Annotated in this window: 22 protein-coding genes and 1 tRNA gene; 21 read left to right on the forward strand and 2 right to left on the reverse strand. The window is 41.0% G+C overall.

Annotation, left to right across the window (positions count from 1 at the left end; genetic code table 11):
* Positions 1 to 69: 69 nt before the first annotated feature.
* From rlmD to eno, 5 genes are all read left to right on the forward strand, one after another.
* Positions 70 to 1,395, forward strand: a complete 1,326-nt coding sequence (gene rlmD, locus J7338_RS02760) for a 23S rRNA (uracil(1939)-C(5))-methyltransferase RlmD (protein ID WP_210795419.1) — start codon at positions 70 to 72, stop codon at positions 1,393 to 1,395.
* A gap of 8 nt (positions 1,396 to 1,403) precedes the next feature.
* Complete coding sequence (relA, locus tag J7338_RS02765) at positions 1,404 to 3,560, forward strand: GTP diphosphokinase (RefSeq protein ID WP_210795421.1); 2,157 nt, start codon at positions 1,404 to 1,406, stop codon at positions 3,558 to 3,560.
* An 8-nt stretch (positions 3,561 to 3,568) separates the two neighbouring features.
* The gene (gene mazG, locus J7338_RS02770) at positions 3,569 to 4,384 is read left to right on the forward strand and encodes a nucleoside triphosphate pyrophosphohydrolase (protein ID WP_210795423.1); all 816 of its coding nucleotides are present in this window, start codon (positions 3,569 to 3,571) and stop codon (positions 4,382 to 4,384) included.
* A 138-nt stretch (positions 4,385 to 4,522) separates the two neighbouring features.
* Complete coding sequence (locus J7338_RS02775) at positions 4,523 to 6,157, forward strand: CTP synthase (protein ID WP_210795425.1); 1,635 nt, start codon at positions 4,523 to 4,525, stop codon at positions 6,155 to 6,157.
* 110 nt (positions 6,158 to 6,267) lie between these two features.
* Positions 6,268 to 7,566 (forward strand): phosphopyruvate hydratase, encoded by a 1,299-nt coding sequence (eno, locus tag J7338_RS02780; protein WP_210795428.1) that lies wholly within the window; start codon positions 6,268 to 6,270, stop codon positions 7,564 to 7,566.
* 165 nt (positions 7,567 to 7,731) lie between these two features.
* Here the strand turns inward: eno and mutH are convergent, their stop codons facing one another.
* Complete coding sequence (gene mutH, locus J7338_RS02785) at positions 7,732 to 8,403, reverse strand: DNA mismatch repair endonuclease MutH (RefSeq protein ID WP_210795430.1); 672 nt, start codon at positions 8,401 to 8,403, stop codon at positions 7,732 to 7,734.
* A 427-nt stretch (positions 8,404 to 8,830) separates the two neighbouring features.
* Here mutH and rppH point away from each other — a divergent pair, with 427 nt between their 5' ends.
* From rppH to J7338_RS02860, 16 genes are all read left to right on the forward strand, one after another.
* Complete coding sequence (gene rppH / locus J7338_RS02790) at positions 8,831 to 9,352, forward strand: RNA pyrophosphohydrolase (protein ID WP_145240920.1); 522 nt, start codon at positions 8,831 to 8,833, stop codon at positions 9,350 to 9,352.
* 17 nt (positions 9,353 to 9,369) lie between these two features.
* On the forward strand, positions 9,370 to 11,643 hold the full coding sequence (gene ptsP / locus J7338_RS02795) for a phosphoenolpyruvate--protein phosphotransferase (RefSeq protein ID WP_210795432.1): 2,274 nt from the start codon (positions 9,370 to 9,372) through the stop codon (positions 11,641 to 11,643).
* An 80-nt stretch (positions 11,644 to 11,723) separates the two neighbouring features.
* Complete coding sequence (locus tag J7338_RS02800) at positions 11,724 to 12,533, forward strand: sulfite exporter TauE/SafE family protein (protein WP_210795434.1); 810 nt, start codon at positions 11,724 to 11,726, stop codon at positions 12,531 to 12,533.
* An 11-nt stretch (positions 12,534 to 12,544) separates the two neighbouring features.
* Positions 12,545 to 13,348, forward strand: coding sequence for a prolipoprotein diacylglyceryl transferase (gene lgt / locus J7338_RS02805; protein ID WP_210795436.1), 804 nt, complete (start codon positions 12,545 to 12,547; stop codon positions 13,346 to 13,348).
* 14 nt (positions 13,349 to 13,362) lie between these two features.
* Positions 13,363 to 14,214, forward strand: a complete 852-nt coding sequence (locus tag J7338_RS02810; RefSeq protein WP_210795438.1) for a thymidylate synthase — start codon at positions 13,363 to 13,365, stop codon at positions 14,212 to 14,214.
* A gap of 35 nt (positions 14,215 to 14,249) precedes the next feature.
* Positions 14,250 to 15,128, forward strand: coding sequence for a UTP--glucose-1-phosphate uridylyltransferase GalU (galU, locus tag J7338_RS02815; protein ID WP_210795440.1), 879 nt, complete (start codon positions 14,250 to 14,252; stop codon positions 15,126 to 15,128).
* A 121-nt stretch (positions 15,129 to 15,249) separates the two neighbouring features.
* Positions 15,250 to 15,882 carry an SPOR domain-containing protein gene (locus tag J7338_RS02820; RefSeq protein ID WP_228732905.1) on the forward strand — a complete coding sequence of 211 codons (633 nt, stop codon included), beginning with the start codon at positions 15,250 to 15,252 and terminating at the stop codon, positions 15,880 to 15,882.
* Positions 15,883 to 16,000: 118 nt separating this feature from the next.
* On the forward strand, positions 16,001 to 16,594 hold the full coding sequence (locus J7338_RS02825) for a DUF4402 domain-containing protein (RefSeq protein WP_210795442.1): 594 nt from the start codon (positions 16,001 to 16,003) through the stop codon (positions 16,592 to 16,594).
* 31 nt (positions 16,595 to 16,625) lie between these two features.
* Positions 16,626 to 17,069: a DUF4402 domain-containing protein gene (locus J7338_RS02830; protein ID WP_210795443.1), complete on the forward strand. Its 444-nt coding sequence runs from the start codon at positions 16,626 to 16,628 to the stop codon at positions 17,067 to 17,069.
* Positions 17,070 to 17,077: 8 nt separating this feature from the next.
* Entirely contained in the window at positions 17,078 to 17,890 is an 813-nt protein-coding gene (locus tag J7338_RS02835; protein ID WP_210795445.1) for a fimbrial biogenesis chaperone, read from the forward strand.
* Between the two features lie 6 nt (positions 17,891 to 17,896).
* Positions 17,897 to 18,601 (forward strand): hypothetical protein, encoded by a 705-nt coding sequence (locus J7338_RS20730; protein WP_228732906.1) that lies wholly within the window; start codon positions 17,897 to 17,899, stop codon positions 18,599 to 18,601.
* Positions 18,541 to 20,856 carry a hypothetical protein gene (locus J7338_RS02840; protein WP_228732907.1) on the forward strand — a complete coding sequence of 772 codons (2,316 nt, stop codon included), beginning with the start codon at positions 18,541 to 18,543 and terminating at the stop codon, positions 20,854 to 20,856. The genes J7338_RS20730 and J7338_RS02840 overlap by 61 nt, the downstream gene beginning before the upstream one ends.
* Before the next feature lie 152 nt (positions 20,857 to 21,008).
* Entirely contained in the window at positions 21,009 to 21,602 is a 594-nt protein-coding gene (locus tag J7338_RS02845) for a FlgO family outer membrane protein (RefSeq protein ID WP_210795447.1), read from the forward strand.
* Positions 21,603 to 21,614: 12 nt separating this feature from the next.
* The gene (locus J7338_RS02850; protein WP_210795449.1) at positions 21,615 to 22,295 is read left to right on the forward strand and encodes a FlgO family outer membrane protein; all 681 of its coding nucleotides are present in this window, start codon (positions 21,615 to 21,617) and stop codon (positions 22,293 to 22,295) included.
* Between the two features lie 8 nt (positions 22,296 to 22,303).
* On the forward strand, positions 22,304 to 22,969 hold the full coding sequence (locus tag J7338_RS02855; protein ID WP_210795795.1) for a FlgO family outer membrane protein: 666 nt from the start codon (positions 22,304 to 22,306) through the stop codon (positions 22,967 to 22,969).
* 119 nt (positions 22,970 to 23,088) lie between these two features.
* Positions 23,089 to 23,163: transfer RNA gene (locus tag J7338_RS02860), tRNA-Arg, on the forward strand.
* A gap of 239 nt (positions 23,164 to 23,402) precedes the next feature.
* Here J7338_RS02860 and J7338_RS20735 read toward each other — a convergent pair.
* Complete coding sequence (locus tag J7338_RS20735; protein WP_228732909.1) at positions 23,403 to 25,145, reverse strand: alpha/beta hydrolase; 1,743 nt, start codon at positions 25,143 to 25,145, stop codon at positions 23,403 to 23,405.
* Positions 25,146 to 25,323 lie beyond the last annotated feature (178 nt).

Raw genomic sequence — 25,323 nt, forward strand, 5'->3', positions numbered from 1 at the left:
TTAAAGAGTATATACTTATAAGCTAGTAATCAATCACCCTCGTTGAATCAATATTTAAGGTGTTGCCCGATGGCGCAGTTTTTCCAAGCAAAAAAGAAAACCCTTTCAGGGCAATCGTTAACGTTAGTCATTACCGGTATGGATCACCAAGGTCGGGGCATTGCCAAACATAATAATAAAGTGTGCTTTGTCAGTGGTGCACTAACGGGTGAAACAGTAAAAGCCAAATTAACCGAAGATAAAGCCCGTTACAGCGCAGCCAAAACAGTAAAAGTTGAACACCCCAGTGATGCCAGAGTAAAACCATTTTGCGAGTACTATCAACAATGTGGAGGTTGCCAACTGCAACACTTGCGTCTTGATCAGCAATTAGTTGAAAAGCAATTGGCGGTGAGCCAGTTGTTTGCCAAGTTTGCTAAGCTTGATGCAATGAACTGGCAAACTCCGTTATTGAGCGAGTCAACACATTATCGTCGCAGTGCCCGTTTAGCCGTGATGTTTGATAAAACCGCAAAAAAAATGCGTGTAGGCTATCGTGCGCAAGGCTCTAAGCAAATTGTTAGCGTGCAGCACTGTGCTGTACTTAGTGATGATTTTTCGGCAATTTTTACTGTTTTTGATCCGTTACTAAATCAGCATGGTGAACTTCGCAGTGTCAGCCATCTACAATTATGTCAGGCGGATGAACAAAATTTTGTGGTGGTCCGCCACACTAAAACGATTAGTGATAAATTAAAAAATACAATTACAGCACTAGGATTAACTCACCACTGGCAAATAATATGGCAGGGTGAAACGCAACATATTAACCATGACCATTTAGCGATGCCATTTTATCAGTTACCTGAGCTTGGTTTAAAGTTTGAATTTGGTTTGGAAAACTTTATTCAAGTGAATGCACAAGTTAATCAGGCTATGTTATCTCAAGCGGTTGATTGGCTTAACTTAAATGGGGACGAGCAAGTGCTCGACCTCTTTTGTGGCATCGGCAACTTCTCGTTAGCGCTGGCAAACAACGCAAAAACTGTCGTTGGTGTCGAAGGAGTTGCTTCTGCGGTTGCAATGGCAACGCAAAATGCGCAAACTAACCAGATAGCCAATGCTCATTTTCATTGTTTTGATTTAACACAAAACATGCAGCAAGCGCCGTGGTTTAGTAAAGAATTGGATATATTAGTACTCGATCCTTCACGTACTGGCGCACTCGCTATTTTAGAGCAACTGCCTCTTAAGCAATTTAAAACGATTTTATATGTTTCTTGCGATCCTGTGACTTTAGCCCGTGACAGCGCAATTATAACGCAAGCAGCATTTTCACTTGAAAAAATTGGGCTAATGAATATGTTCCCACATACTGGGCATATTGAAACAATGGCGTTATTTCAAAGGAGGTAGAGCGCATTATGGTAGCTACTCGGCAATCACACCAGCACGACAAACCGGGTGATTTCAGCACACGACTTGGTTTACTAAACTTAACGCAAGAGAAATGCGAGTTATTAACTAAAGCGAATACCCTTTGCGCTGAGCTGCACAATTATCAGCAACAAAATATTGCCATGGAAATGGTCGAAATTTTGGTGGAAATGAATCTCGATGCAGACACCCTCGCTACCGCATATATTACGCCGAGTTTTTTGGCTAATCTAATCGACATCGATACAGTAAGCGATGTGATGGGTAGCCATGTGGCAACCCTATTAACGGGTGTTGCGCAAATGGCGACTATTAGCACCTTGGCTCATCAAGGCACAGGCAGCGTTCAAGTAGATAATATCCGCCGGATGTTATTAGCTATGGTCGAGGATGTGCGTGCAGTTGTGATCAAACTTGCAGAGCAAGTATGCCATTTACGAGAGGTTAAAAACGCCAGTGAAGAAGAGCGCGTTATTGCGGCAAAAGAAACCGCCGATATTTTTGCCCCCCTCGCTAACCGTTTAGGAATTGGTCAATTAAAGTGGGAGTTGGAAGATTTAGCGTTTCGTTACCTCCACCCAGATGTTTATAAAAACATTGCCAAGCAGTTAGATGACAAGCGACTCGGTCGTGAAGCCTATATGGTCGATATGGTTGAACAAGTTAAAAATAAACTTGCTCAAGCAGGTATCAAAGGTGAGGTCTATGGCCGACCAAAGCATATCTACAGCATTTATAAAAAAATGGCGCAAAAAAATTACGAATTTGATCAGCTGTTTGATATTCGTGCCATGCGTATTGTGGTAGATGAATTGCAAGATTGTTACGGTGCGCTGGGGATCGTGCACACCAATTGGCGTCATCTAAATAAAGAATTTGATGATTATATTGCCACCCCAAAACAAAATGGCTATCAATCGATTCACACAGTAGTGTTTGGTCCAGAAGGTAAAACCGTTGAGATTCAAATTCGAACTCATGCCATGCACCAAGACGCAGAGCTCGGTGTTGCTGCGCACTGGATGTATAAAGAAGGAGCGTTACCTGGGCGTGGCTCTGGCTACGAGCAAAAAATTAGCTGGTTGCGTAAATTATTGCAATGGCAGGAAGAAGTGGTTGATGGCAGCGACTTAGCTGATGAACTTAAAAACCAAGTGGTTGAAGATCGCGTGTATATATTTACGCCGCGCGGCGACATCTTTGATTTGCCACTGGGCGCAACGCCACTGGACTTTGCCTATTACATTCACTCAAATGTGGGGCACCGTTGTATTGGCGCTAAAGTATTTGGCAAAATAGTGCCATTTACCCATCAACTGCATACTGGTGATCAGGTTGAAATTTTAACCCAAAAACAGCCTAACCCGAGTCGTGATTGGCTGAATCCATCATTGGGCTATATCAAATCATCTCGAGCTAGAGCGAAAATACATCATTGGTTTAAACAACTCGACCGTGATAAAAACCTCAGTGCTGGGAAAGAAATCCTTGATAACGAACTACAGAAACTAGATCTTACCTACAAAAATTTAGCACCGGCTATTTCGCGTTATAACTTTAAAGAATTAGATGACTTAATGGTTGCGATTGGGGCTGGTGATGTGCGTTTAAATCAGCTGCTGAATTTTATAACGGATCGCTCTGATGACGAGCCCGTTATTCGCTTTAAGAACCCGACTAAAATCAGTGGTGATAAAAATGGTATCGTGGTTGATGGGGTTGGTAGTTTAATGAGCCATGTGGCTAAATGTTGCCGCCCAGTTCCTGGTGAGGCAATAATCGGTTATATCACCCAAGGCCGTGGCATAGGTGTGCATAGGACTGATTGTGATTCTTTTAATAATCTAAGAACACAACACCCTGAGCGTGTAATTGCGGTTAGTTGGTCAGACGAAATTAACGGCTCGTATGCGTTAGCGATTAAAATCGAAGCCAGTGATAGAGCAGGGCTTATTCGCGATATTAGTTCGGTACTGGCCAATGAAAAAGTTAATGTGCTGAATATGAATATGGAAACTGTGGACGACCGTCAATTAGCGCTATTTACTATGCAAGTTGAAGTGCATGATTTATCAAGTACGAATCGATTACTATCAAAATTAGATCAAATCGAAGGCGTGCATGAAGCAAAACGTAGTCACTAGGAATGTAAATGAACCAGACAACTAATACCTCGACGAATACCTTAACAGAGTTATTAGCCATTATGGCTAAATTACGTGATCCAGCAACAGGCTGCCCGTGGGATTTAAAGCAAGACTTTACATCCATCGTACCGCATACCTTAGAAGAAGCATACGAGGTAGCCGACTGCATTGAAAAAGGTGATTTCGGTGAGCTTAAAAATGAACTGGGTGATTTACTCTTTCAAGTGATTTTTTATGCGCAATTGGCACAAGAGCAAGGGTTATTTGATTTTAATGATGTAATGGCTGGGCTAAATAATAAGTTAGTGCGTCGCCATCCACATGTATTTGCCGAACAGCAAGGGCTGACTGAACAACAACTCAGTCAGCAGTGGCAAACCATAAAAGCACAGGAGCGGGCAGCAAAAAAAACTGAACCGCAGAGCAACACATTATGGCAAGATATACCCGCTAATCTGCCAAGTTTGAGCAAAGCCAAAAAAATTCAGCAGCGGGTTGCAGGATTAGGCTTTGATTGGCCAAGTTATCATGGCGCATTAGATAAAGTGGCCGAAGAAGTTGATGAAGTTAAAGAAGCACTCGCAGTTGATCCATATTCTACACACAGTGCCGAGGAAGTGGGCGATCTATTATTTGCGACGGTTAATGTGGCGCGGCATATTAAACGTGATCCAGAGCAACTATTACGAGCCGCAAATGATAAGTTTTCAGTACGTTTTGAAAAAGTTCAAGCGTATTTAGCCGAGCGAGGACAGTCACTTGATACGGCAACGCTCGAACAAATGGATGCCGCATGGGAAGCCATAAAAAAGCGCGTGTAAATCAAGATAGACTTTGAGTGCGTTTTTTGTGCAGAGAATTGCTAACTTTCACTGGATTGATGGCAGTGCCTTTGCTATAATTTCGCCCCGTCTTGATTCTATATTTTTCCTTTTAATTCCTGATATTCTAGGGTTCGCATGAGTACAAAATTTATCTTCGTTACCGGCGGGGTTGTTTCCTCGTTGGGTAAAGGTATTGCAGCAGCATCGTTGGCAGCTATTTTAGAGGCCCGTGGTTTAAATGTTACCATTTTAAAGCTGGATCCTTATATCAACGTTGACCCAGGCACAATGAGCCCAATTCAACATGGTGAAGTATTTGTCACCGAAGACGGTGCTGAAACCGACCTTGATTTAGGTCACTATGAACGTTTCATCCGTACCAAAATGACAAGCCGTAACAACTTCACACAAGGTCGTGTATATGAAGATGTGCTACGTCGTGAGCGTCGTGGTGAGTACCTTGGTGCAACAATTCAGGTAATTCCACATATTACCAACGATATTAAGCAACGTGTATATGACGGTGCTGAAGGCCATGATGTGGCAATCGTTGAAATTGGTGGCACGGTTGGTGATATTGAGTCACAACCATTTTTAGAAGCAATTCGTCAGCTTGGCACAGAGATTGGCCGTGAGCGCGCATTGTTTATTCACTTAACCTTAGTGCCATTCTTAGGCCCTGCGGGTGAAGTGAAAACTAAACCAACTCAGCATTCTGTAAAAGAATTACGCTCAATTGGGATTCAGCCAGATATTCTTATTTGTCGTTCAGATCGTAAATTACCAAACAACGAACGTGCGAAGATTGCTCTTTTCACTAACGTTGAAGAAAAAGCGGTTATTTCATTACCAGATGTAGACAGCATTTATAAAATTCCAGCGCTATTAAAATCGCAAGAGCTAGATAACTTTGTATGTCGTCGTTTCCACCTTGACGCTCCAGAAGCCGATTTAGTTGAATGGGAACAAGTGTTATACCAAGAGTCAAACCCTACGGGCGAAGTGACCATTGGTATGGTTGGTAAATACATTGAATTACCAGATGCGTATAAATCTGTAAACGAAGCACTTAAACATGCAGGTCTTAAAAACCGTTTAACAGTTAATATTCAATATGTTGATTCGCAAGATGTAGAAAGCAAAGGCACAGAACTACTTGCTAACCTTGATGCTATTTTAGTACCTGGTGGTTTTGGTGGTCGCGGTGTTGAAGGTAAAATTTTAGCTGCTCAATATGCTCGCGAGAATAAAGTACCTTACCTTGGAATTTGTTTAGGTATGCAAGTAGCGCTAATTGAGTACGCACGTAATGTTGCTGGTCTGACTGATGCAAATTCAACTGAGTTTAATGCTAATTCAGCAAGCCCTGTTGTTGGTTTGATCACTGAATGGTTAGATGCTGAAGGTAATATTGAAACACGCAGTGAGAAATCTGATTTAGGTGGCACAATGCGTTTAGGCGCACAAAAATGTCATTTAACACCAGGCTCTAAAGTACGTGAAGTATACGGTAGTGATGAAATTGTTGAACGTCATCGTCACCGTTACGAAGTAAACAATAATTTTGTTGAAAAGCTTGAGCAAGCAGGCTTGAGTTTCACTGGTTTATCAGAAGATAAAAAGCTAGTTGAAATCATCGAAAATAAAGATCACCCGTGGTTTATTGCGGCTCAATTCCACCCGGAATTCACCTCAACCCCGCGTGATGGTCATCCGTTATTTGAAGGGTTTGTTGCCGCAGCACACACCCATCAAAAAGCGTCATCGTAATGTGAATAAGCCGTGCTCTATGCACGGCTTATTTGTTTTTAAAGCGGCGGTATTAAGGAAAATTAATAAAGCCAAAGTAGACTCACCATTTTGGGAAAAGAGGAATCAAGATGTCAAATATCGTAAAAGTGATCGGTCGCGAAATTATGGACTCGCGTGGTAACCCAACTGTAGAAGCTGATGTACATTTAGCTGACGGTTCTTGGGGGCGCGCTGCCGCACCATCAGGTGCATCAACAGGTACTCGCGAAGCACTCGAATTACGTGATGGTGATAAAGCACGTTATTTAGGTAAAGGTGTATTAAAGGCAGTTGGCTTTATTAATAAAGAAATTGCTGCGGCGTTAGAAGGCCAAAACGCATTAGAACAAAGCACTGTTGACCAAGTAATGCTAGATTTAGACGGCACTGAAAATAAAGAAAAATTAGGTGCTAACGCAATCTTAGCTGTATCACTTGCGACTGCAAAAGCTGCTGCTCAATCGAAAAAAGTTGAGCTATATGAGCACATTGCTGATTTAAATGGTACGCCAGGTGTTTACTCTATGCCGTTACCAATGATGAACATCATCAATGGTGGTGAGCATGCTGATAACTCTGTTGATATTCAAGAGTTTATGATCCAGCCAGTTGGCGCTGCTAACTTCCGTGAAGCGCTACGCATGGGTGCTGAAATATTCCACAGCCTTGCCAAAGTACTTAAAGCTGATGGTCATTCAACCGCAGTAGGTGATGAAGGTGGCTTTGCACCAAACCTTGCCTCTAACGAAGCGGCACTTGCAGCAATTAAAGTTGCTGTTGCTAATGCAGGTTACGAGTTAGGCAAAGACATTACTCTAGCGCTTGATTGTGCTGCGTCTGAGTTTTATGACAAAGAAGCAAATATCTACGACCTTAAAGGCGAAGGTAAAAAATTCACTTCAGAAGAGTTTAACTACTTCTTAAAAGATCTAACTGAACAGTACCCAATCGTGTCTATCGAAGATGGCCTTGATGAGTCTGATTGGGACGGCTTTGCACACCAAACTAAGCTACTTGGCGATAAGATCCAATTAGTAGGTGACGATTTATTCGTAACAAATACTAAGATTTTAAAGCGTGGTATCGACAACGGTATTGCTAATTCAATCTTAATCAAGTTTAACCAAATTGGTTCACTAACTGAAACATTAGCTGCAATCAAAATGGCTAAAGACGCTGGTTTCACAGTTGTTATTTCTCATCGCTCAGGTGAAACTGAAGATTCAACAATTGCGGACCTTGCTGTAGGTACTGCTGCGGGTCAAATCAAAACAGGTTCATTGAGCCGCTCTGACCGTGTAGCCAAGTACAACCAATTGCTACGTATCGAAGAGCAACTAGGCGCTAAAGCACCTTTTAATGGTCTTAAAGAAGTTAAAGGTCAGTAATTCTTTTTAAGAATATGATTTAAGCTTTAAAAAATCCTCGCCACGGCGGGGATTTTTTGTTTTAAGAGGGCGATGGCAAGCCACTCGGCTACAGTTAAATTCAGCATTTAATGTTAAGTGTCCTGCAGGCGATAAGCTTGCGCGTTTTTCTGACGCTCTAGAAAATCAAAGCTGAAACTGTTGCTTCAAAATCTGCCCTGTAAAGCTAGTTTTTAAATAAAAACCACGGGGTAGGGTTTTAATAATTTGTCCATTCGGGCCAATGGCGTCGGTGACGATTCGGCTATTGGCAGCTTTAGGGCGAATTTGCATCGCATCCCCTAAATGCCCGGAAATCTCATCAACACGTCCCAGTGCAATCAGCTCCATTTGCTCTTCCCAGTCTCGCTGTAACTGCGCATCTTGCTCCGCTGAGGGTTGCCATAAAAAGCCACTGCCAATAGTCCTATCAAACGGTACGATGTCTCGCTCGCCAAGTATGGGCAGCCACAAAACATGATTGAGTTTTTTACGCACATTACTGAGCTGCCATGTCATACCTGTGACATTTAATAGTGGTGTTACAGAAACAAAAGTAGTCTCTAGTGGTTTGCCTTTATATGAAATAGGTAACGTTTTAAGTTCAATCCCGAGCTCTTCAAAATCAGGGGTTGGTTTGGATCCCGCTGTTGCCCCTAATGCATATTCAATCAACTGCCCAGTCCAGCCTTTTTCCTTTAATAAATGCTCTGGTGTTTTAAATTGATACTGACTTGCTAGTTGGCCTAATGTCAGTCCTGCAATGTTGCTAACACGTTGCATTAATTCGTTGATTGAATGTGGTTTTATTGGTTTCATAGGGGATTATTTGGTTGTATAAATTCACCACTAATGATAGCAAAAGAGTATAACCGTGGATATCTTTGTGTTTGGGTGTTTTTTGTTCAGGGACGGTTTGCTGTGTTTTTAGGCTAACTGAAACTTGCTATATTTGTACTTAACTTTTTGAATTTAATGATATTAAACTTTTTTATCTACAAGGGGGGTAGGCTGTGTTGAGAACTTGTTGGGATAAATACATAACTATGAACAATGTTATCCACAGAAACTGTGGAAAAGGCAAGTTATTAGATCTGTTATTGTGGATTTGTTTGCAAAATGAGCGGCGCAAACTGAAGTTATGCACAAGCTGTGGGTAAGATGCGTAAAACTCTGAATATTGTTTGCCGTATTGCAGGTAATGTGGAACAATCATTAAAAATCGACTTACAAATGAGGCACTAAGGTGATTGATGCCGAAGGTTTTCGTGCCAATGTCGGAATTGTAATTTGCAATAATCAGGGACAGGTCTTTTGGGCCAGACGTTATGGTCAGCATTCTTGGCAGTTTCCTCAAGGTGGTGTTGATAGTGGCGAAACAGCAGAGCAGACTATGTTTCGTGAGTTACACGAAGAAGTCGGCTTGCGCCCTGAAGATGTAGAAATTGTCGCAAGTTCAAAACATTGGTTACGTTATAAATTGCCCAAGCGTTTGATCCGCCGAGACTCCAGTCCGGTGTGTATTGGGCAAAAGCAAAAATGGTTTTTATTGAAACTGCGTTGTAAAGACGAAGACGTCAACTTACTAAAAACACATCATCCGGAATTTGATGATTGGCGATGGGTAAGTTATTGGTATCCGGTAAGGCAAGTTGTATCGTTTAAGCGCGATGTTTATCGCCGTGTTATGAAAGAATTTGCACCTTTTGCGATGCCTTTTAATAAACGTGAACAGTCCAAAGATACGTGGCGCCATAAAGGTAAATAATATAAAGGAGCAGTATTATGCTGGCTACACTCAGAGCTATTGCCGAGTCCGTTTCGCAACAAGCGAGTTTGGATAGTGCGCTAGCATGTTTTGTTGAAATGGTGAAAGATGCCATGAAAACTGAGTGCTGCTCCATTTATTTTGCTGATTACAGTCAGGATAACTTTGTATTAATGGCCACCAGAGGGCTTAATCCCGCAGCTGTGGGTAAATTTAGAATCGGTTTTACCGAAGGTTTAGTTGGCTTAGTAGCACAACGAGAAGAACCTATTAATATCGCCTTTGCCAAATCTCACCCGCGCTTTAAACTCTCTCCTGAAGTGAATGAAGACGGCTTCAACGCATTTTTATCTGTGCCTGTAGTTCATCAAAAAAAAGTGCTGGGCGTAATTGTTGTACAACAAAAAATGGCTCGTGTATTTAGTCAAGATGAAGAGTCCTTCTTAATTACGTTATCTGCGCAACTCGCGTCGCAATTAGCGCATGCAGAAATCAAAGAAGTACTACGCCAAGATGAGTTTTCCCATCAAACCTCGGTGCTAAAAGGGGTTTCAAGTGCACCAGGAATTGCGATAGGGCAGGCATTTGTTATTCTGCCGAAACTTGACTTTAAATCGATAGAATTAAAAAAAGACGATAACTGTACTGAACAACGCCGCTTATTTACTCAAGCTGTAGCTGCAACCCGCAAAGAATTTAACACCTTGTCGATGACTCTTAGCGACTCTATCCCTAAAGAAGCGTTGGCAGTGTTTGAGGTGTATCAGCAACTACTGGATGCAAAAAGTTTAGGGCAGAATGTTGAAGCACAGCTGCAAGAGGGCTGGTGTGCAAAAAGTGCATTGAAAATGGTGATCGAACGATTGATCTCGCAATTCAATGCCATGCAAGACCCTTACATTAAAGAGCGTGCTGTTGATGTAAAAGATATTGGCCTGCGCGTACTGCATCACCTCGTCAATACTGAGCACGCAGTAAAGAGTTACCCTAAAGATACGGTACTGATCGCTGATGTCTTAACTCCGTCAATGCTTGCAGAAGTGCCGAAAGGCCACTTAGTTGGCGTAGTGAGTGTTAATGGGGCTGCAAATAGTCATGCGTCAATTTTAACCCGTGCCATGGGGATCCCAGCTATTTGGGGCATTGAAGATTTACCGCTACTACAGTTTGATGGTAAACCAATGATTTTAGATGCATATGCTGGGCGGTTATATATTTCGCCTTCGCAAATGCTACAAGATGAATATTTACAATTACAGCATCAAGAAAGTTTATTAAACGACAAGTTTGTGGCTGAGCAAGAGTGTGATGCAGTGACTTTAGATGGTGAGCATATAAGTTTGTTGCTCAATGCTGGTTTGGAGCTCAATTCTGAAAAAGCTAACACCAAAGTGTGTGATGGTGTCGGCTTATATCGAACTGAAGCCTGGTTTATGCAAAAAGGCCAGTTTCCATCACAAATAGAACAAGAGAATTGGTATCGCGAAGTACTAGCCAGTTTTCATCCGGAACCAGTGGTGATGCGTACGCTTGATATTGGTGGTGATAAAGCACTTGATTACTTTGATATTACAGAAGAAAATCCATTTTTAGGCTGGCGTGGTATACGTGTTACCTTGGATCACCCTGAGTTATTTTTAGATCAACTAAAAGCCATGGTTAAAGCAAACATTGGTTTAGGTAATTTAAAAATTATGCTGCCAATGATAAGCGGTACCGAAGAGGTTGATGAATCTTTAGCATTGTTAGAGCAAGCCTATTTTGAACTGGAAGAAAAATACCCAGAGCAAGCCATTGAGCGCCCTGAAATTGGCGTGATGTTAGAAGTCCCTTCAAGTGTATTTATGCTCCCTGAGTGGTCTAAAAAAGTAGATTTTTGCTCTGTAGGGAGTAATGATTTGACGCAATACTTACTTGCCGTCGATCGTTCTAATGCGCGTGTTGCTGATTTATTTAATCCCTATCACCCAGCTGTATTAAGAGTATTGCAAAAAGTAGCCACTGAGTGTCAGCAATATGAAATGTCATTTAGTCTGTGTGGTGAATTAGGTGGCGATCCTGAAGGTGCAATACTGCTGATTGCGATGGGGTATCGACGCTTGAGTATGAACTACTCATCATTAAGTAAAGTTAAATGGGTATTAAGACGTTTAAAAGCCAGTGATATGGAAGCCTTGTTGGCTGAGTGTTTAGCACAATCTAATGCAAAACAAGTGCTTAGGCTTACGCGTAATTTTATGATTGAGCACCAACTCGGTGAATTATTTTATACCCCAAACCAAGCCTCTTAGTAGCTTAAACGAGTGCTGTAAAGATTCGATATAATCGATTAGTATATGCATATAATGAATCTAATTTATAAGAGTGTACGATGCATGATTTAGTCATCCTGATTATCAGCTGCGCGTTATTAGGGTGTGTGGTTGGCTTTTTAGCTGGGTTATTAGGTATTGGCGGTGGGTTGATTATTGTGCCAGTGCTGAGTTCATTGTTAGTGCATTTTAATGTTGTTGCGGTTGATCATGTATTGGTTATTGCTATTGCTACCTCCCTTGCTTCTATTTTATTCACTTCAACGTCATCTGCATTAGCGCACCATAAGAATCAAAATGTGCCATGGGAAATTGCGCCTTGGGTTATGTCTGGTGTGGGGCTTGGTGCTTTGATCAGCGGCTTTGCAGCGAGCTTAATTCCTGAACAATTATTACGTATTGTATTTGCTGTCAGCGTAGTCTTTATTGCTGCCCGTATGGTGTTGTCTGCTCGTAATAAACCTGTCGCGGTCAAATCGATGCCAAGTGGCCCGATAATTGGCGCTATTAGTGCCGTTATGGGCGGATTATCCGGTTTGATTGGTATTGGTGGTGGTGCACTGATTGTGCCGCTACTGCATTATTTTTCGGTGGATATTAAAAAAGCGATCGGTTGTGCTGCGGCGTGTGGAATAGTGATAGCGCTATTTGGCTCGGTGGGATATATCAGCGCCGGTTGGCAAGTAACCGATTTACAACATGGCTTTGCAGGTTTTGTGTATTTACCGGCATTATTAGGTATAGTAATAACCTCGTGGTTTATGGCGCCAGTTGGGGCTAAAGCAACGCATTACTTACCTGTTTCAACGATAAAAAAAGTGTTCGCGGTGTTACTGATTATTATCGCGCTTCAAATGGTTTTTAGTTAAGGTTTAATTTTATGGCACTTGAATTTCCAGAGATCGATCCGATCATTTTCACTGTTGGTCCTCTGAGCGTACGGTGGTACGGTTTGATGTATTTAATTGGTTTTGCTTTTGCCATGTGGTGGGCAAATAGGCAAGCAGCTAAACCAGGCTCGGGTTGGACAAAAGAACAAGTCAGTGATTTACTTTTTTACGGCATGCTCGGGGTTATTCTGGGTGGGCGGATTGGCTATGTACTGTTTTATCAATTTAGTTACTTTTTAGAAAATCCACTGTATTTATTTAGAATCGATCAAGGTGGTATGTCTTTCCACGGTGGCACTTTAGGGGTGATAACCGCTATTTGTGTGTTTGCCTGGACACGTAAAAAACAGTTACTTGCAGTGGGTGATTTTGTTGCACCGCTAGTGCCGGTTGGTCTTTTAGCTGGACGTATTGGTAACTTTATTAACGGCGAATTATGGGGCAGAACTACCGATGTGCCGTGGGCTATGGTATTCCCAAATGGTGGGCCACTGGCGCGTCATCCTTCACAGTTGTATGAAGCCTTTTTAGAAGGCTTCGTGCTGTTTATTATTTTGTATGTGTTTACTAAAAAGCCGCGTCCGGCGGGAAGTGTCGGCGGATTATTTTTACTATGCTATGGGGTATTTAGATTCTGCGTTGAATATGTGCGTGAACCAGATGCACAATTAGGATTGTTTGCTGATTTTATATCAATGGGTCAAATATTGTCATTGCCAATGGTCATTGCTGGTCTTGGTTTGATAATATGGGCATATAAAAAGCCACAGCCTGCTGTGGCAAGTAAAGCATAAAAAAGAAGCGAATAATGAAACAATATTTAGAGTTATGTCAGCGCATTGTTGATGAAGGTATCTGGGTTGAGAATAAACGTACAGGAACGCGTTGTTTAACAGTCATTAATGCAGAGCTTGAATACGACGTTGCGAACAACAAGTTCCCAATGATCACCACTCGAAAAAGTTATTACAAAGCTGCCATTGCAGAGCTATTGGGTTATCTTAGAGGTTATAGTAGCGCAGCGCAATTTCGCGACATAGGTTGTATGACATGGGATGCCAACGCTAATGAAAACCAAGCATGGTTAAATAATCCAAACCGTAAAGGTGAGGACGACATGGGCCGCGTGTATGGTGTACAAGCCCGAGATTGGCAGCGCCCTGATGGCACACCGTTAGATCAGCTAAAAAAGGTCATTGAAAATTTAAAAAATGGTGTGGATGACAGAGGTGAGATCATCACTTTTTACAATCCCGGTGAGTTTGAGTTAGGGTGTTTACGACCATGCATGCATACGCATACTTTTTCGCTTCTTGGCGATACGCTTTATTTAACCTCGTATCAGCGTAGTTGTGATGTACCGCTTGGTTTGAACTTTAATCAAATTCAATGTTTTGTATTGCTTGCACTGGTTGCGCAGATCACCGGTCACAAAGCCGGTAAGGCCTATCATAAAATCGTTAATGCCCATATTTATGAGAACCAACTGGAATTAATGCGTGATGTGCAGTTACAGCGAGAGCCATTTGCATCACCTACGCTTACGATTAATCCAAAGATTAAATCACTCGAAGATATCGAAACGTGGGTCACCCGTGATGACTTTGAGGTAAATGGCTATCAATGCCACGACGCAATTAAATACCCATTTTCAGTGTAACAATTAATAAGCATTATAGTTTTAAGGAGAGAATAATGAAAGCAGTGATCCCAGTCGCAGGACTTGGCACCCGTATGTTGCCAGCGACTAAAGCTATTCCAAAAGAGATGTTACCAGTTGTAGATAAGCCCTTGATTCAATATGTAGTTAATGAAGCGGTTGCTGCGGGTATTAAAGAAATTGTATTAGTGACTCACTCGAGTAAAAACTCGATTGAAAACCATTTTGATACCAGCTTTGAGTTAGAAGCAACGCTAGAGAAGCGGGTAAAGCGTCAGTTACTTGCTGAAGTACAAGCTATTTGCCCTAAAGACGTGACAATTATTCACGTTCGCCAAGGTGAAGCAAAAGGCTTAGGGCACGCAATTAACTGCGCAGCGCCAATTATTGGTAACGAACCGTTTGTGGTTATTTTACCTGATGTGATCATAGATGATGTTGAAAGTAATCTTAAAAAAGATAATTTAGCTGAAATGATTACTCGCTTTAATACAAACGGCGAAAGCCAAATAATGGTTGAGCCTGTGCCAATGGAGGATGTTGATAAGTTTGGTGTGGTCGATTTAGGCGACGTAAAGCTTGAACAAGGGCAAAGCGCAGCGATCCTCAATATGGTTGAAAAACCTCCAGTGCATAGCGCACCATCAAATTTGGCTGTGGTAGGTCGTTATGTGCTAAGTAAAAATATTTGGCCATTACTTGCAAAAACTCCCGCAGGCGCCGGCGACGAAATTCAGTTAACAGACGCAATTGCGATGCTAATGGAAAAAGAATCTGTTGCTGCTTATGCGATAAAAGGACGCAGTCATGATTGTGGTAGCAAGCTTGGTTATTTAAAAGCGACTATTGAGTTTGCACTGCGTCGTGATGAATTTAAAGATGAACTAAGTGATTTTATTAAAACCTTAGTTTAAGCTCCTTTATTGAGCCTAACTTATAAAAGTGCCTTAGTGGCACTTTTTTATTGCTTAAAATCCTGAAACTGGCACTGACTTTGCTTATAATACGGCATTATTTATTTTGTGATGCTAACAGATGATGTGTTTTAAAAAGCAAGCTTGGTATACCACAGTGTTGATTACAGCAACTGTCTGGCTTAGTGGGTGCAGTAGTATTAATGCTAACTCTGTGGAACAGCAGCCTGCATTAATTTCTGATCAACAAGTCAAAGAGTATGTTCAGCAATGGCACTCGCAACAAGAGAGTATAACTCGTTTAGCTGCGATGGAGGAAGACTTGCAACTGTTAATAATGGCACTTTCCTCTCAAACTGATATTGCAGAAAATCCAGCAGTGCTTCGCGAAGATAATGTTACTGTTGCTCATTATGCTGAAAAAATACAGACCCCTGATACTGCTAACTCCTCAAAAACTATCGAAAACCGCCCTTTGCCACTGTATGGCAACTCACTGCCAGGCGCGCAACTTGGGCTGTATTTAAAACCACAGAGAGTGAGAACGCAAATAGCAAGGTTGCAGCAACAATATCCGCAGGCATTTAGCCAATTAGATTTTGTAATGACAGAGCGTCACAATAAAGGCGTTACCTTGTATGGACTGCGTGTTGGGCCATTTCAAAATTATACCGAGGCCAATCTATTTTGTTCATTAGCACAAAATTTAGGCCAAAAATGCCTGAGTGCCCCATTTGTTGGTCAGCCTTTGTAATTAAATAAGCTATTTATCTGATTTTTCAGTAATTAATCTTAAAGTAATTGTTCTAATTGCCGATAAATCTTATGATAGGGATCTATATGGTAATACCCCATTTTTATAAGGATTTTACATGAGATTATCTTCAACTCTTCTGGCAGCAGCAGCGACAGCAAGCTCATTTGCTAGTTATGCTACTACCGAAAGCTTTGATGCGAAAGTTAAAGTGCAAAATACTGTCGTTTTAGCCAAAGGAAATGACTTAGATTTTGGTACAATTCGAGCGGTTGCAGATCCAGACGGTAATAATCAAGCTACATTGGTTATCAACCCTGAGCCTACAGCAAGTCCTGTATCGTCTAGAACTGATAACGTACCTGCTATTATTTCAATAATAGAGCAAGGTTCGCCTGCATCTTTTACAGTATCGGAAGTTGTGCCAAATGCTCGTTTATCAATTACTAACCCAACAGCAACAACCCTGAGCTCTAATGGTCAAGGTTTGAATGAGCCAAACTTTACAGTTGGTACTTGGACATACTTTATCACTAGCGGTCCAAATGCAAACACTTATTATTCATCGGTAGCGCCTAATTTAACTGCTGACGGTGATGGCAGTGTATCGTTTAATATTGGTGCAACTCTTTCGACAGCATCAATAACTTCTACAGAAGCGTACCGAGATACTGAGTACACAGGCACTTTTCTATTAGAAGTTGCTTATTAATTTAATCATGCGTTTTTTGTTGTTATTTACGATGCTTTCAATACTGTATTCACAGTCAACAAGAGCCGCGAGTATAGAACAACAAGCGCTTGATTTTGGCACCTTAGTTATTCTTAAAAGTGATCAAATAGGTTCTGTAATTATCAAGGATGATGGTTCGATTAGCACCTCTGGCGAAATTTATATCCTTAAAGAAGGTCGCCCAGCAGAGCTGATACTCACTGATATCGCCCCAGGCACTCGAGTTTCTATGAATTTAGTGGCACCTGCAACTATGCAACATAATACTAAGGGAAGTAGTAGTGCCGACTTTAGAGTGACCTTAAATGGCTTTCCTAAAGACGCAACAAGCGATGAGTTTAGCGAAGTGCATGTATTTATTGGTGGTAAATTAGAAATAAATACAAGCAGCAAACAATATGTTGACGGCGACTATTCAACAACCACAAACTTAGAAATTTCAGTGGATTATTAAGGATTTAAATGTTTAATAAATTAACCGTGATACTGCTTTTAAGCTTTTGTTTTTTTAGCCAGGCGGTAATGGCGAATTTACTTATTTCTCCTACTCGTATTAGTTTTGATGAGCGTCAACGTACTGCAAAGGTCACAGTGATCAACACCAGTGACGAGTACAAAACTTACCGAGTGCAGTGGAGCGAAAAGCAATCCACATCAACCGGAGGGTATGTAACCTTACTTGAGCCGACGGCGACAAGTTTAAGCCCGATGACGCGCTTATCACCAAAGCAAATGCGTTTGGCGCCTGGTGAAAAGCAAACCGTTAAAATTGCAATTCGAAAACCAAAACAGTTAGCAGATGGTGAATATCGTTCGCATTTATTATTTCAGGCGTTGCCAAATGAAAACCCAAATAGTACGAGTTCAATAAAAATTAATATGATCATGAGCTACAGTATTCCAGTTATCCTTCGTGAACATGCTGAAGTACCAAAAGTACTCATTGAGCAAGCGCAAGTGATTAAAAACCAGAGCAACCAACGACTACAATTTAAATTAAAACTCAATCGTGAAACTCACTTTAGCAGTTATGGTAAATTAACCGCGTTTTATCAACAAAATGCTAATGCTAAGCTGGAAGCTATCGCTGAAATTGGCAATTTAAGTATTTACTCGGATGTAAAAAATGCCGAGGTAATGTTGAGTTTATTTAGTGATAAAACCCTAGATAAGCCTGGTACTGTTATTTTTAAATATATCGGTGCAGATGAGTATCAAGACATAAATTTTGCCGAGTATACTTTAGCGATTAGTCCAAGAATGCTGCAACTTTAACTCTTCATGACCAAGAATACAGGGCTAAAGTGCATTACACTATGGCTAAGTTTATGCCTTAGTAACAATGCATTCGCGACTAATAACGTAACTGTGAATGATGCATTAAAAACACTTCGCAAGATTGAAGCTAAACTAACCGACTTACCAATAGCTTCTCAGCCTAACGTTAACAGCCCTGTTGCGTCAAACCAACCGCGGATCGCAAGCGGTGAGTTTTTATTATTTTCGTTGTCTTTAAATGATTACTACTTAGGCGAAGTGTTCGCTTTAAAAAGTGATCAGGGTATTCAACTTGGCCTTAGTAGCCTAGCTGATATATTGCAATTTGGAATAGAAGTTGATCTTGCAACTCGTTCTGCTCAAGGCTGGTATCGAGAGCAACAGCCTTTCATTTTAGATGCCAGCACCCTGCCTGCAACACTGATAACTTACGCAGGTATGTTTGAACTAACGGCTGCTGATATTAGCATTGATGATGACATGTATATTGAAATGGCGCAGTTAAAAGAGGTTTTTGGGCTGCAATTTACAGTCGATTATGGTGATTTAGAAATAGAGTTAAGTTCGGCCATCTTATTACCAATTGAACAACAGCGAGAACGCCATGCTAGAAGGCTTAACCCCTCGAATCGTAATGCCAACCCACCTTGCCTTGGAAAGCCAGCCCGTATCAAGCGCTTTCATCACCTGTTGCTGATTTACAATTAAACTACAGTGCTGATAAAAATCAAAATAGAACAAGTTACTCATTATTAGGTGCACAAGACTTTGCTTATTTATCTGCCGAATACTTTTTATCTGGTCGCGAGGGCGATTTACTCAGCGACTCGCGTTTAACATTTACTAAGCAAGACCCGCAAAGCTCATTACTGGGAGTGTTAGCTGCCAGTGAAGTTGAGTTTGGTGATGTAACGGCCACACAAGTTGACAGCCGTTACAACAGTCAATATGGCCGTGGTATTAAGTTTTCAAACCGCGGACTGATTCAACAATTTGATAGTAACCGTATTAATTTAAGTGGTCCGATTCAGTTAGGCTGGGACGTTGAGCTTTATCGTAACGGCGTATTGATTGCGCAGCAATTAAGCTTATCAGATGGTCGTTATATTTTTGATAATGTTGATTTGTTTTATGGTGAGAATAACTTCGAGCTTATTTTTTATGGTCCTCAAGGGCAGGTCGAGCGAAAAAGCGAATACTATTTTATTGATAGTAACCAATTAGCACAAGGTGAAGGATTTTATGAACTATCAGTCTCTGAGCAGGGTAAAAAATTGCTTGGCAATACAGCCTTCAATAATGACAGCACAGGCTGGCAAATAGCCGGGCGCTACGAGCAAGGTATTACAGACGACTTCTCGATATATACCGCTGCACTGGCACAAAAAAGATCGCATGACGACCTACAACACATGCTACTGGGGACTAACCTTAGCTTATTTAGCCGCCTGTTATTAAACTTAGATTACCAGAAAAATAATCAACATGAACAAGAGCTTGAGCTTACAGCACGCACGCAATTTGCTGATCAATCTTTACTTTTCAGCGCAACGAATCGAACCGATGAATTAAAACAAAAATACGACAGTTATCAGTTTGATATGGCTGGCGAGTTGATGCAAAACAGTTACGGGCGGCTAAACTACCAAAACAATTTATTGTATCAAACATCAGATAACCGAGGCATCTATAAGCAAGCACAAAACCGTTTGAATTATGCGATTGCTGGCTTAGCGTTGAGCAACCAATTACAATGGCAACAAAGTAATAATGTTGGATCAGTGTATGGCTCAACACGTTTGCAAGGGCGTTTGGGTCGTATTTATAGCCGTTTTAGTGTTGATTACACATTATCTCCTATCAATGAAGTCACCAGCTACGAGGCTGAGTTTAACCGTAGTATTACCAATCAACTGCAAGCAGAAGTCACCTTACGTGATTCTCGTATTAATGATATTCAATCGGCTGATTTAGGCTTAAGTTGGCAAAGCAATAAATTTAGTCTCACTAGTAATCTAAACTACGACAGTGAAGATAACTGGCAGCTTAGCGTATATAGCCGATTCAGCCTTGGTTATGACACACAAAACAATCACTATTTTGTGTCCAAGCAAAGCTTAACAACGACCGGCACATTAATGTTACGGGTATTTTTAGATCAAAATAACAACGGCATTATGGATCCTGACGAGCAAGGTGTTGCTGGTATAAAAGTAAAAGGGCTGCAAAATTATCGCCAAGCAATAACCGATGAAAATGGCATTGCATTGTTAACCTCAATGCCAGCTAATCGCACCACAGATATTGTGCTCGATAGAGATAGCTTCCCCGATCCGTTTTTTGTGCCTGCCCATGAGGGCTTTTCAATCACGCCAAGAGCAGGATTTATTGAATACATGGATTACCCGCTAAATAACGCCAGCGAAATTGAAGGGGTGGTGTATCAGCAGCAAGGGGAGCACACTTATGTGCAGCCTTATGCAAAAATAACCTTGTTAGATCAAAATGATAAAGAAGTTGCCAACACCCAAGCGGCTTATGATGGTTATTATTTGTTTACCGACCTACGGCCAGGGCAGTATCGGGCTGTGGTTGACGATAGCTTTAAAGAACGTAAAGCATTAAAAAACACCCAGCAAGTAACTGTTGATTTATCAGCAAAAGGGGATGTGTTGGTTGGGGTTGATTTTACTTTGAAATCACTTGAAGAAGTGTCAGGGACTATTGTTAATGCGGGGGATTTTTCATCGTTAATGATGTTAAAGGCATACTTACGCTTGATAAGCCCACGCTTAAAATTACAACCGCAAGACGTGTTTTACATTCATGATCAACAGCAAAATAAGTATATACTCGCCTTTGGGTATGCAGAGCAAGCAAAACCTGAATTTGCAACTATGTGCCAATCACTGATAGCGCAGGGCTTAAACTGTGAGCTTGAGCAACGAACAATACGTCATTAAATAAATAGCAAAAAAACGCCTAAGCTGATTGTGATAAATTAAAGCTACAACAGCTCAACTGCATGGTGACTCACTACACCGATAACCCAATAAAATTATAAATAGGCATAATACTTGCTTTGTTATTGCCATGTTTAGTGAGGATGGCAATTATGCGCCTTTTGTTATGTTTATTATTGCTGAGTCTAACTGCGTGTAGTTTAACGCAAGAAAAACCGCCAGCACCAAGTACCAATGCCCCAAAAGCAACAATGGCACCTTATACTGTGCATCAGTATGTGAGTGATTTGAGTAGTCAATTGAGCCATGTGCAAGGGCCGTTTAAAAGCTCTGCACGGATTGCCGTTACTAGCTTTTACTTAGCCAACGCGCTAGACAGTGAGCTGGCACAAGGGCAGGGCGCAGGGCTGAGTCAGCAAATTCAAGAAAGCTTACTTACTCAGTTTACCCAACTTGGCTATAACACCATTGAATATCGCCTTGAAAAACACCTTAATTTAGCCAGCAACGCAGATGGCATGTTAAGTCGTGATATTAGTAAGTTACGCCAACGTCAGAATATTGACTTTGTTATCACGGGTACCTTAACACGGCAACAACATGCCTATATAGTTAACGCCCGTATGGTAAATACACAAGATAGCCGCGTTGTATCTGCCGCCAGTACAGAGATCCCTATCAATGTGATGTGGGGCGATGAAAAAATACAACAGCGCGACGGTTATATTTACCGCAGCGAATACTAATTAGGAGCTCTCATGAAACGCTTAATATTAACTTTATGTTTGCCACTGGGTTTTGGTTGCGCGCAAATGATGGAACCGAGCAAAGCAGCACAAACAGATTACTCTACACAGCTAGAGGATGATCAAAGAATGGTTGCAGCTCCTGGGCAAAGTAATACATTTTATCAAAATAATATTCCAGTGATGAACGATAGCAGCCAAGTCACAGTCCCAACACGTAAAAATATTAATCATTATGTACGTGGCATAATGCAAGATATGGCTGAAAATTTACAATACGTAAATACCAAAACGCCGCTGGCCGTATCAAGCTTTATCTTTTTAGATGATGATTACAATGACGGCACATTGTTAGGTAATCAAATCGCCGAAAGTTTTATGCATGAACTACACAGTTTTGGTGTACCGGTGATCGACTTTAAAACCACCGACTACATGCGTGTTACTCCCTCTGGCGACTTTGTATTTAGTCGCGACTATTTAGAGCTTAGCCAAGATCAAAACTTTAACTATGTACTGGCCGGCACTATGGTAAATCATCAAGGTGGTGTACTAGTCAATGCCCGAATTATTGGTTTAGCTAGTAAGGCTGTGGTTGGCTCTGCACAAGGGTTTATTCCGCAATCCGTTGTTGATGCACTCGACAGCAGCTATCGCACTGATGGCATAATGCTAAAACAAGCGAGTAAGTGAGGCCAATGATGAGTAAGCTAATCCACAGCGCTAAGTTATTAACTGTAGGGGGGATGATCAGCATCCTCAGCGCATGCAGTATGACTAATGATGCAGCCCCAGTCGAGCCTGTACAAAGTACGACTAGCCGATATGATCTTACTCAAATGCTAAAACAAGTACAAATGAATAGTGCCGAGCCACTCGATAACTCAGCGCAGTTTAGTCCTAACAAGCATCATAAAACACTGGTTAATTACGTAGAGCAAATGGCGTTAGACTTAGTCGACACAATGCAAACAGAGCTTGATACTTCGATTGCCGTTACTTCATTTGTAGATTTAGATGCCAGCCTTAATAACAGTAGCCAATTAGGCAACCAGTTATCAGAGAGTTTTATTCATCAACTGCAAAAATTTGGTTATGGTATTGTTGACTTTAAAACCACCGACCAAATAACTATGAACCCACGCGGTGACTTTGTATTTTCACGCGATATAGAGCAGTTAGCGGATCAACGCATCGCCAGTCATGTGTTATCAGGCACCTTGATCTACCGCAGCAACGGTGTTGAAGTAAACGCCCGTATTATTGATATCACCAGCAAACGCGTCGTTGCCAGCAGCAACAAAATACTGCCTTATTACGTACTCAACAACGCCGATATTCACCTACAACGCGCAAGTATTAACTAGTATCGTTATAAAATCCATTTAACTGCTTGATTGTAAATAGGATAAACCGTTATAATTTTGCTATCAGCTATCAGCTATCAGCTATCAGCTATCAGCTATCAGCTATCAGCTATCAGAGTGGCCTCTTAGTTAAATGGATATAACGGCCCCCTCCTAAGGGGCAGTTGCAGGTTCGATTCCTGCAGGGGCTACCAATTAAATCAATGAGTTACATGGTTTGTTTTTTCTTCCACTTATTTTTTATAGCACATTTATAGCATCGTAAATTGAAATATAAAAAATTTAGCGCTGTCCTTTTATTTAAGTACCCAAATTACATTCAGGCTGCTTTGTGCCAATAGCCGCCGTTAAGAACGATTTTATGCCTCACCTTAAGACAAACTAATTTTCCTAATGCGTTAATGACTAGCTTCTTTAAAAGAAAGCTGATGAGCTATATAGAACTAGTTATCCCAATATCATCCACGATGATAGATACATCTCGCTTCGGTGCAAAAATCAAGACAAGCTCTAATTCGCTTTCGGCACTGATTGGCTTATTCAATTCAATAGGGAGCGTAAAGGTTTGCAATACTGGCTCTGTCGGCGCATATTTCATATCACCTTTTTCCAATTCAGAGAAGTCAGAAATTAATAAAGGGGAGACACTGCCTGATGCGCCCAAACTTTTTTTAAATACTACACCAGACTTATCAAGTAGCTCTACCCTGGTATCAGATAACAAATTGTATGATCCACATCCTTCGCTTTCTCCTGAATCAGCTCGAGCCAGTGAGAAACTTAGGTAGGATTTTCCTTTGCGATTTTGATGTAACAGCTCAGCTTCTGAAAGCTTAATGCTCAACCGTGTTTCAACTTGTTTCTTAAGTTGAACCTTTAATACATTATTAGAAGTTTTAGTTCCGTTTCTTAGGCGCTCTGAGTCTATACTGATTGGCACTGCTGTTAACGTTTTATCGGATAGGGCTTTAACGGTACTTTCCTTTTTAGCTACATTTTCAAAATCTTCTATAACTTTGAAATCAGATGCCATATGGCGACTGATATAAATATCGTCAGGAAGACCAAACTCACCAGCCACAGGTTGTCTAAAAATTTTTCGATACTCTTTTGTGTTCGCCAATGTAGCTTCCAAAAAAGCAGAAACATACACTTTAGTTAAATTCTCCTGTTGTTTGGGTGTTAATAGCTTAGAATAAAAATCTTTGCTGCTTCCCCAATGGAAATCATCAGACATATCTTGATTAAAGTTTATGTGGTTAGCACGATAAATATAAATGGACTGCTTTAAGTAGTTTTTATCATCATCGAAGTGAGTTCGATGCCATTGTTGGCTACCAAGAAACTGATAAACATCCGCATCATGACCTCCTTGTAACACTAAATAGTTAACATTTTTCAGGATGTTTCTACCATCAGCATGTTGATATTGCCCGTCCATTGGGGCTAATGCGACAATGGATTTAATATTAAAACCAAACTCTGTTGATTCACTACTATTTGGTAAGGTCTTCCATTGATTAAATGATGCAGCTAAAGCAACAGCCTCCCCTCCTCTAGACATCCCTATTAAAGCGATATTCTCTAAATCTAGTTTGTTATAAAAAGCGTGACCTTGCTCAGCATTCCATTTTTGCAGCAGCTTAATATGTTCAAGTAGTATCCAGCCACGGGCACCATTTTCTCCCCATAAATCATTCAAATAAGTTTGATTTACTTGCACAACAAAGTGCCCTCGGCTGGCGAGTAATTCACCTAGATAATCAAACCCTGGAGCAGAGTTTCCATGGACTAATAATACTAACGGTAGTGGTTGGGCTCCCAACGGAAGCCAAACTTTAGCCTCCAAAGGTAAATTACTACTTTTAAATTTGTGGTAAGCATTGTCCTCATATCCTTGGTTGCGTGAATAGTCGGAAAGAAAGCTAGGTAAGCTCACATTTGGAGCAATTACATCAGGTTTTGATATAGCAAATAAAAATGGTCGTTCGCCATAGTTCATTACTGTGTATTTATGTTCGCCCTGTTCGGCAGGATTAGGTAAACCCGTATACGGGCTATTTGGCTGACTATATCTCTCAATAACACAATCTAAAACATCTGAAGCTAATGTCGAAAACGAGGTGGTAACTATGGATAGAATGGTACAAAAGTACGAAAAACGAGTAAGCATCAAAATTGTCCCTAATGTCAAAATTTAGCACGTGGTATTGTATAGCAAATCGATCTTGCTATTAAAAAATACAATTTTTTTATAATTATGCTCCTTGAGACGCAAGTAACTCAATAAAGGTTTAAATCAGTTGTTGAATGAAAGCCTGAAGGTTGCACTTAAAGTAAAACATTAATTCTGC

It is taken from the genome of Pseudoalteromonas ostreae, assembly GCF_018069805.1.
Taxonomy (GTDB): Bacteria; Pseudomonadota; Gammaproteobacteria; order Enterobacterales; family Alteromonadaceae; genus Pseudoalteromonas; species Pseudoalteromonas ostreae.

What these genes read in the sequence shown, in the direction of transcription:
- rlmD (WP_210795419.1), top strand. Translation starts at nt 70, where the DNA reads ATGGCGCAGTTTTTCCAAGCAAAAAAGAAAACCCTTTCAGGGCAATCG.
- relA (WP_210795421.1), top strand. Translation starts at nt 1,404, where the DNA reads ATGGTAGCTACTCGGCAATCACACCAGCACGACAAACCGGGTGATTTC.
- mazG (WP_210795423.1), top strand. Translation starts at nt 3,569, where the DNA reads ATGAACCAGACAACTAATACCTCGACGAATACCTTAACAGAGTTATTA.
- J7338_RS02775 (WP_210795425.1), top strand. Translation starts at nt 4,523, where the DNA reads ATGAGTACAAAATTTATCTTCGTTACCGGCGGGGTTGTTTCCTCGTTG.
- eno (WP_210795428.1), top strand. Translation starts at nt 6,268, where the DNA reads ATGTCAAATATCGTAAAAGTGATCGGTCGCGAAATTATGGACTCGCGT.
- mutH (WP_210795430.1), bottom strand. Translation starts at nt 8,403, where the DNA reads ATGAAACCAATAAAACCACATTCAATCAACGAATTAATGCAACGTGTT.
- ptsP (WP_210795432.1), top strand. Translation starts at nt 9,370, where the DNA reads ATGCTGGCTACACTCAGAGCTATTGCCGAGTCCGTTTCGCAACAAGCG.
- J7338_RS02800 (WP_210795434.1), top strand. Translation starts at nt 11,724, where the DNA reads ATGCATGATTTAGTCATCCTGATTATCAGCTGCGCGTTATTAGGGTGT.
- lgt (WP_210795436.1), top strand. Translation starts at nt 12,545, where the DNA reads ATGGCACTTGAATTTCCAGAGATCGATCCGATCATTTTCACTGTTGGT.
- J7338_RS02810 (WP_210795438.1), top strand. Translation starts at nt 13,363, where the DNA reads ATGAAACAATATTTAGAGTTATGTCAGCGCATTGTTGATGAAGGTATC.
- galU (WP_210795440.1), top strand. Translation starts at nt 14,250, where the DNA reads ATGAAAGCAGTGATCCCAGTCGCAGGACTTGGCACCCGTATGTTGCCA.
- J7338_RS02820 (WP_228732905.1), top strand. Translation starts at nt 15,250, where the DNA reads ATGATGTGTTTTAAAAAGCAAGCTTGGTATACCACAGTGTTGATTACA.
- J7338_RS02825 (WP_210795442.1), top strand. Translation starts at nt 16,001, where the DNA reads ATGAGATTATCTTCAACTCTTCTGGCAGCAGCAGCGACAGCAAGCTCA.
- J7338_RS02830 (WP_210795443.1), top strand. Translation starts at nt 16,626, where the DNA reads ATGCTTTCAATACTGTATTCACAGTCAACAAGAGCCGCGAGTATAGAA.
- J7338_RS02835 (WP_210795445.1), top strand. Translation starts at nt 17,078, where the DNA reads ATGTTTAATAAATTAACCGTGATACTGCTTTTAAGCTTTTGTTTTTTT.
- J7338_RS20730 (WP_228732906.1), top strand. Translation starts at nt 17,897, where the DNA reads ATGACCAAGAATACAGGGCTAAAGTGCATTACACTATGGCTAAGTTTA.
- J7338_RS02845 (WP_210795447.1), top strand. Translation starts at nt 21,009, where the DNA reads ATGCGCCTTTTGTTATGTTTATTATTGCTGAGTCTAACTGCGTGTAGT.
- J7338_RS02850 (WP_210795449.1), top strand. Translation starts at nt 21,615, where the DNA reads ATGAAACGCTTAATATTAACTTTATGTTTGCCACTGGGTTTTGGTTGC.
- J7338_RS02855 (WP_210795795.1), top strand. Translation starts at nt 22,304, where the DNA reads ATGAGTAAGCTAATCCACAGCGCTAAGTTATTAACTGTAGGGGGGATG.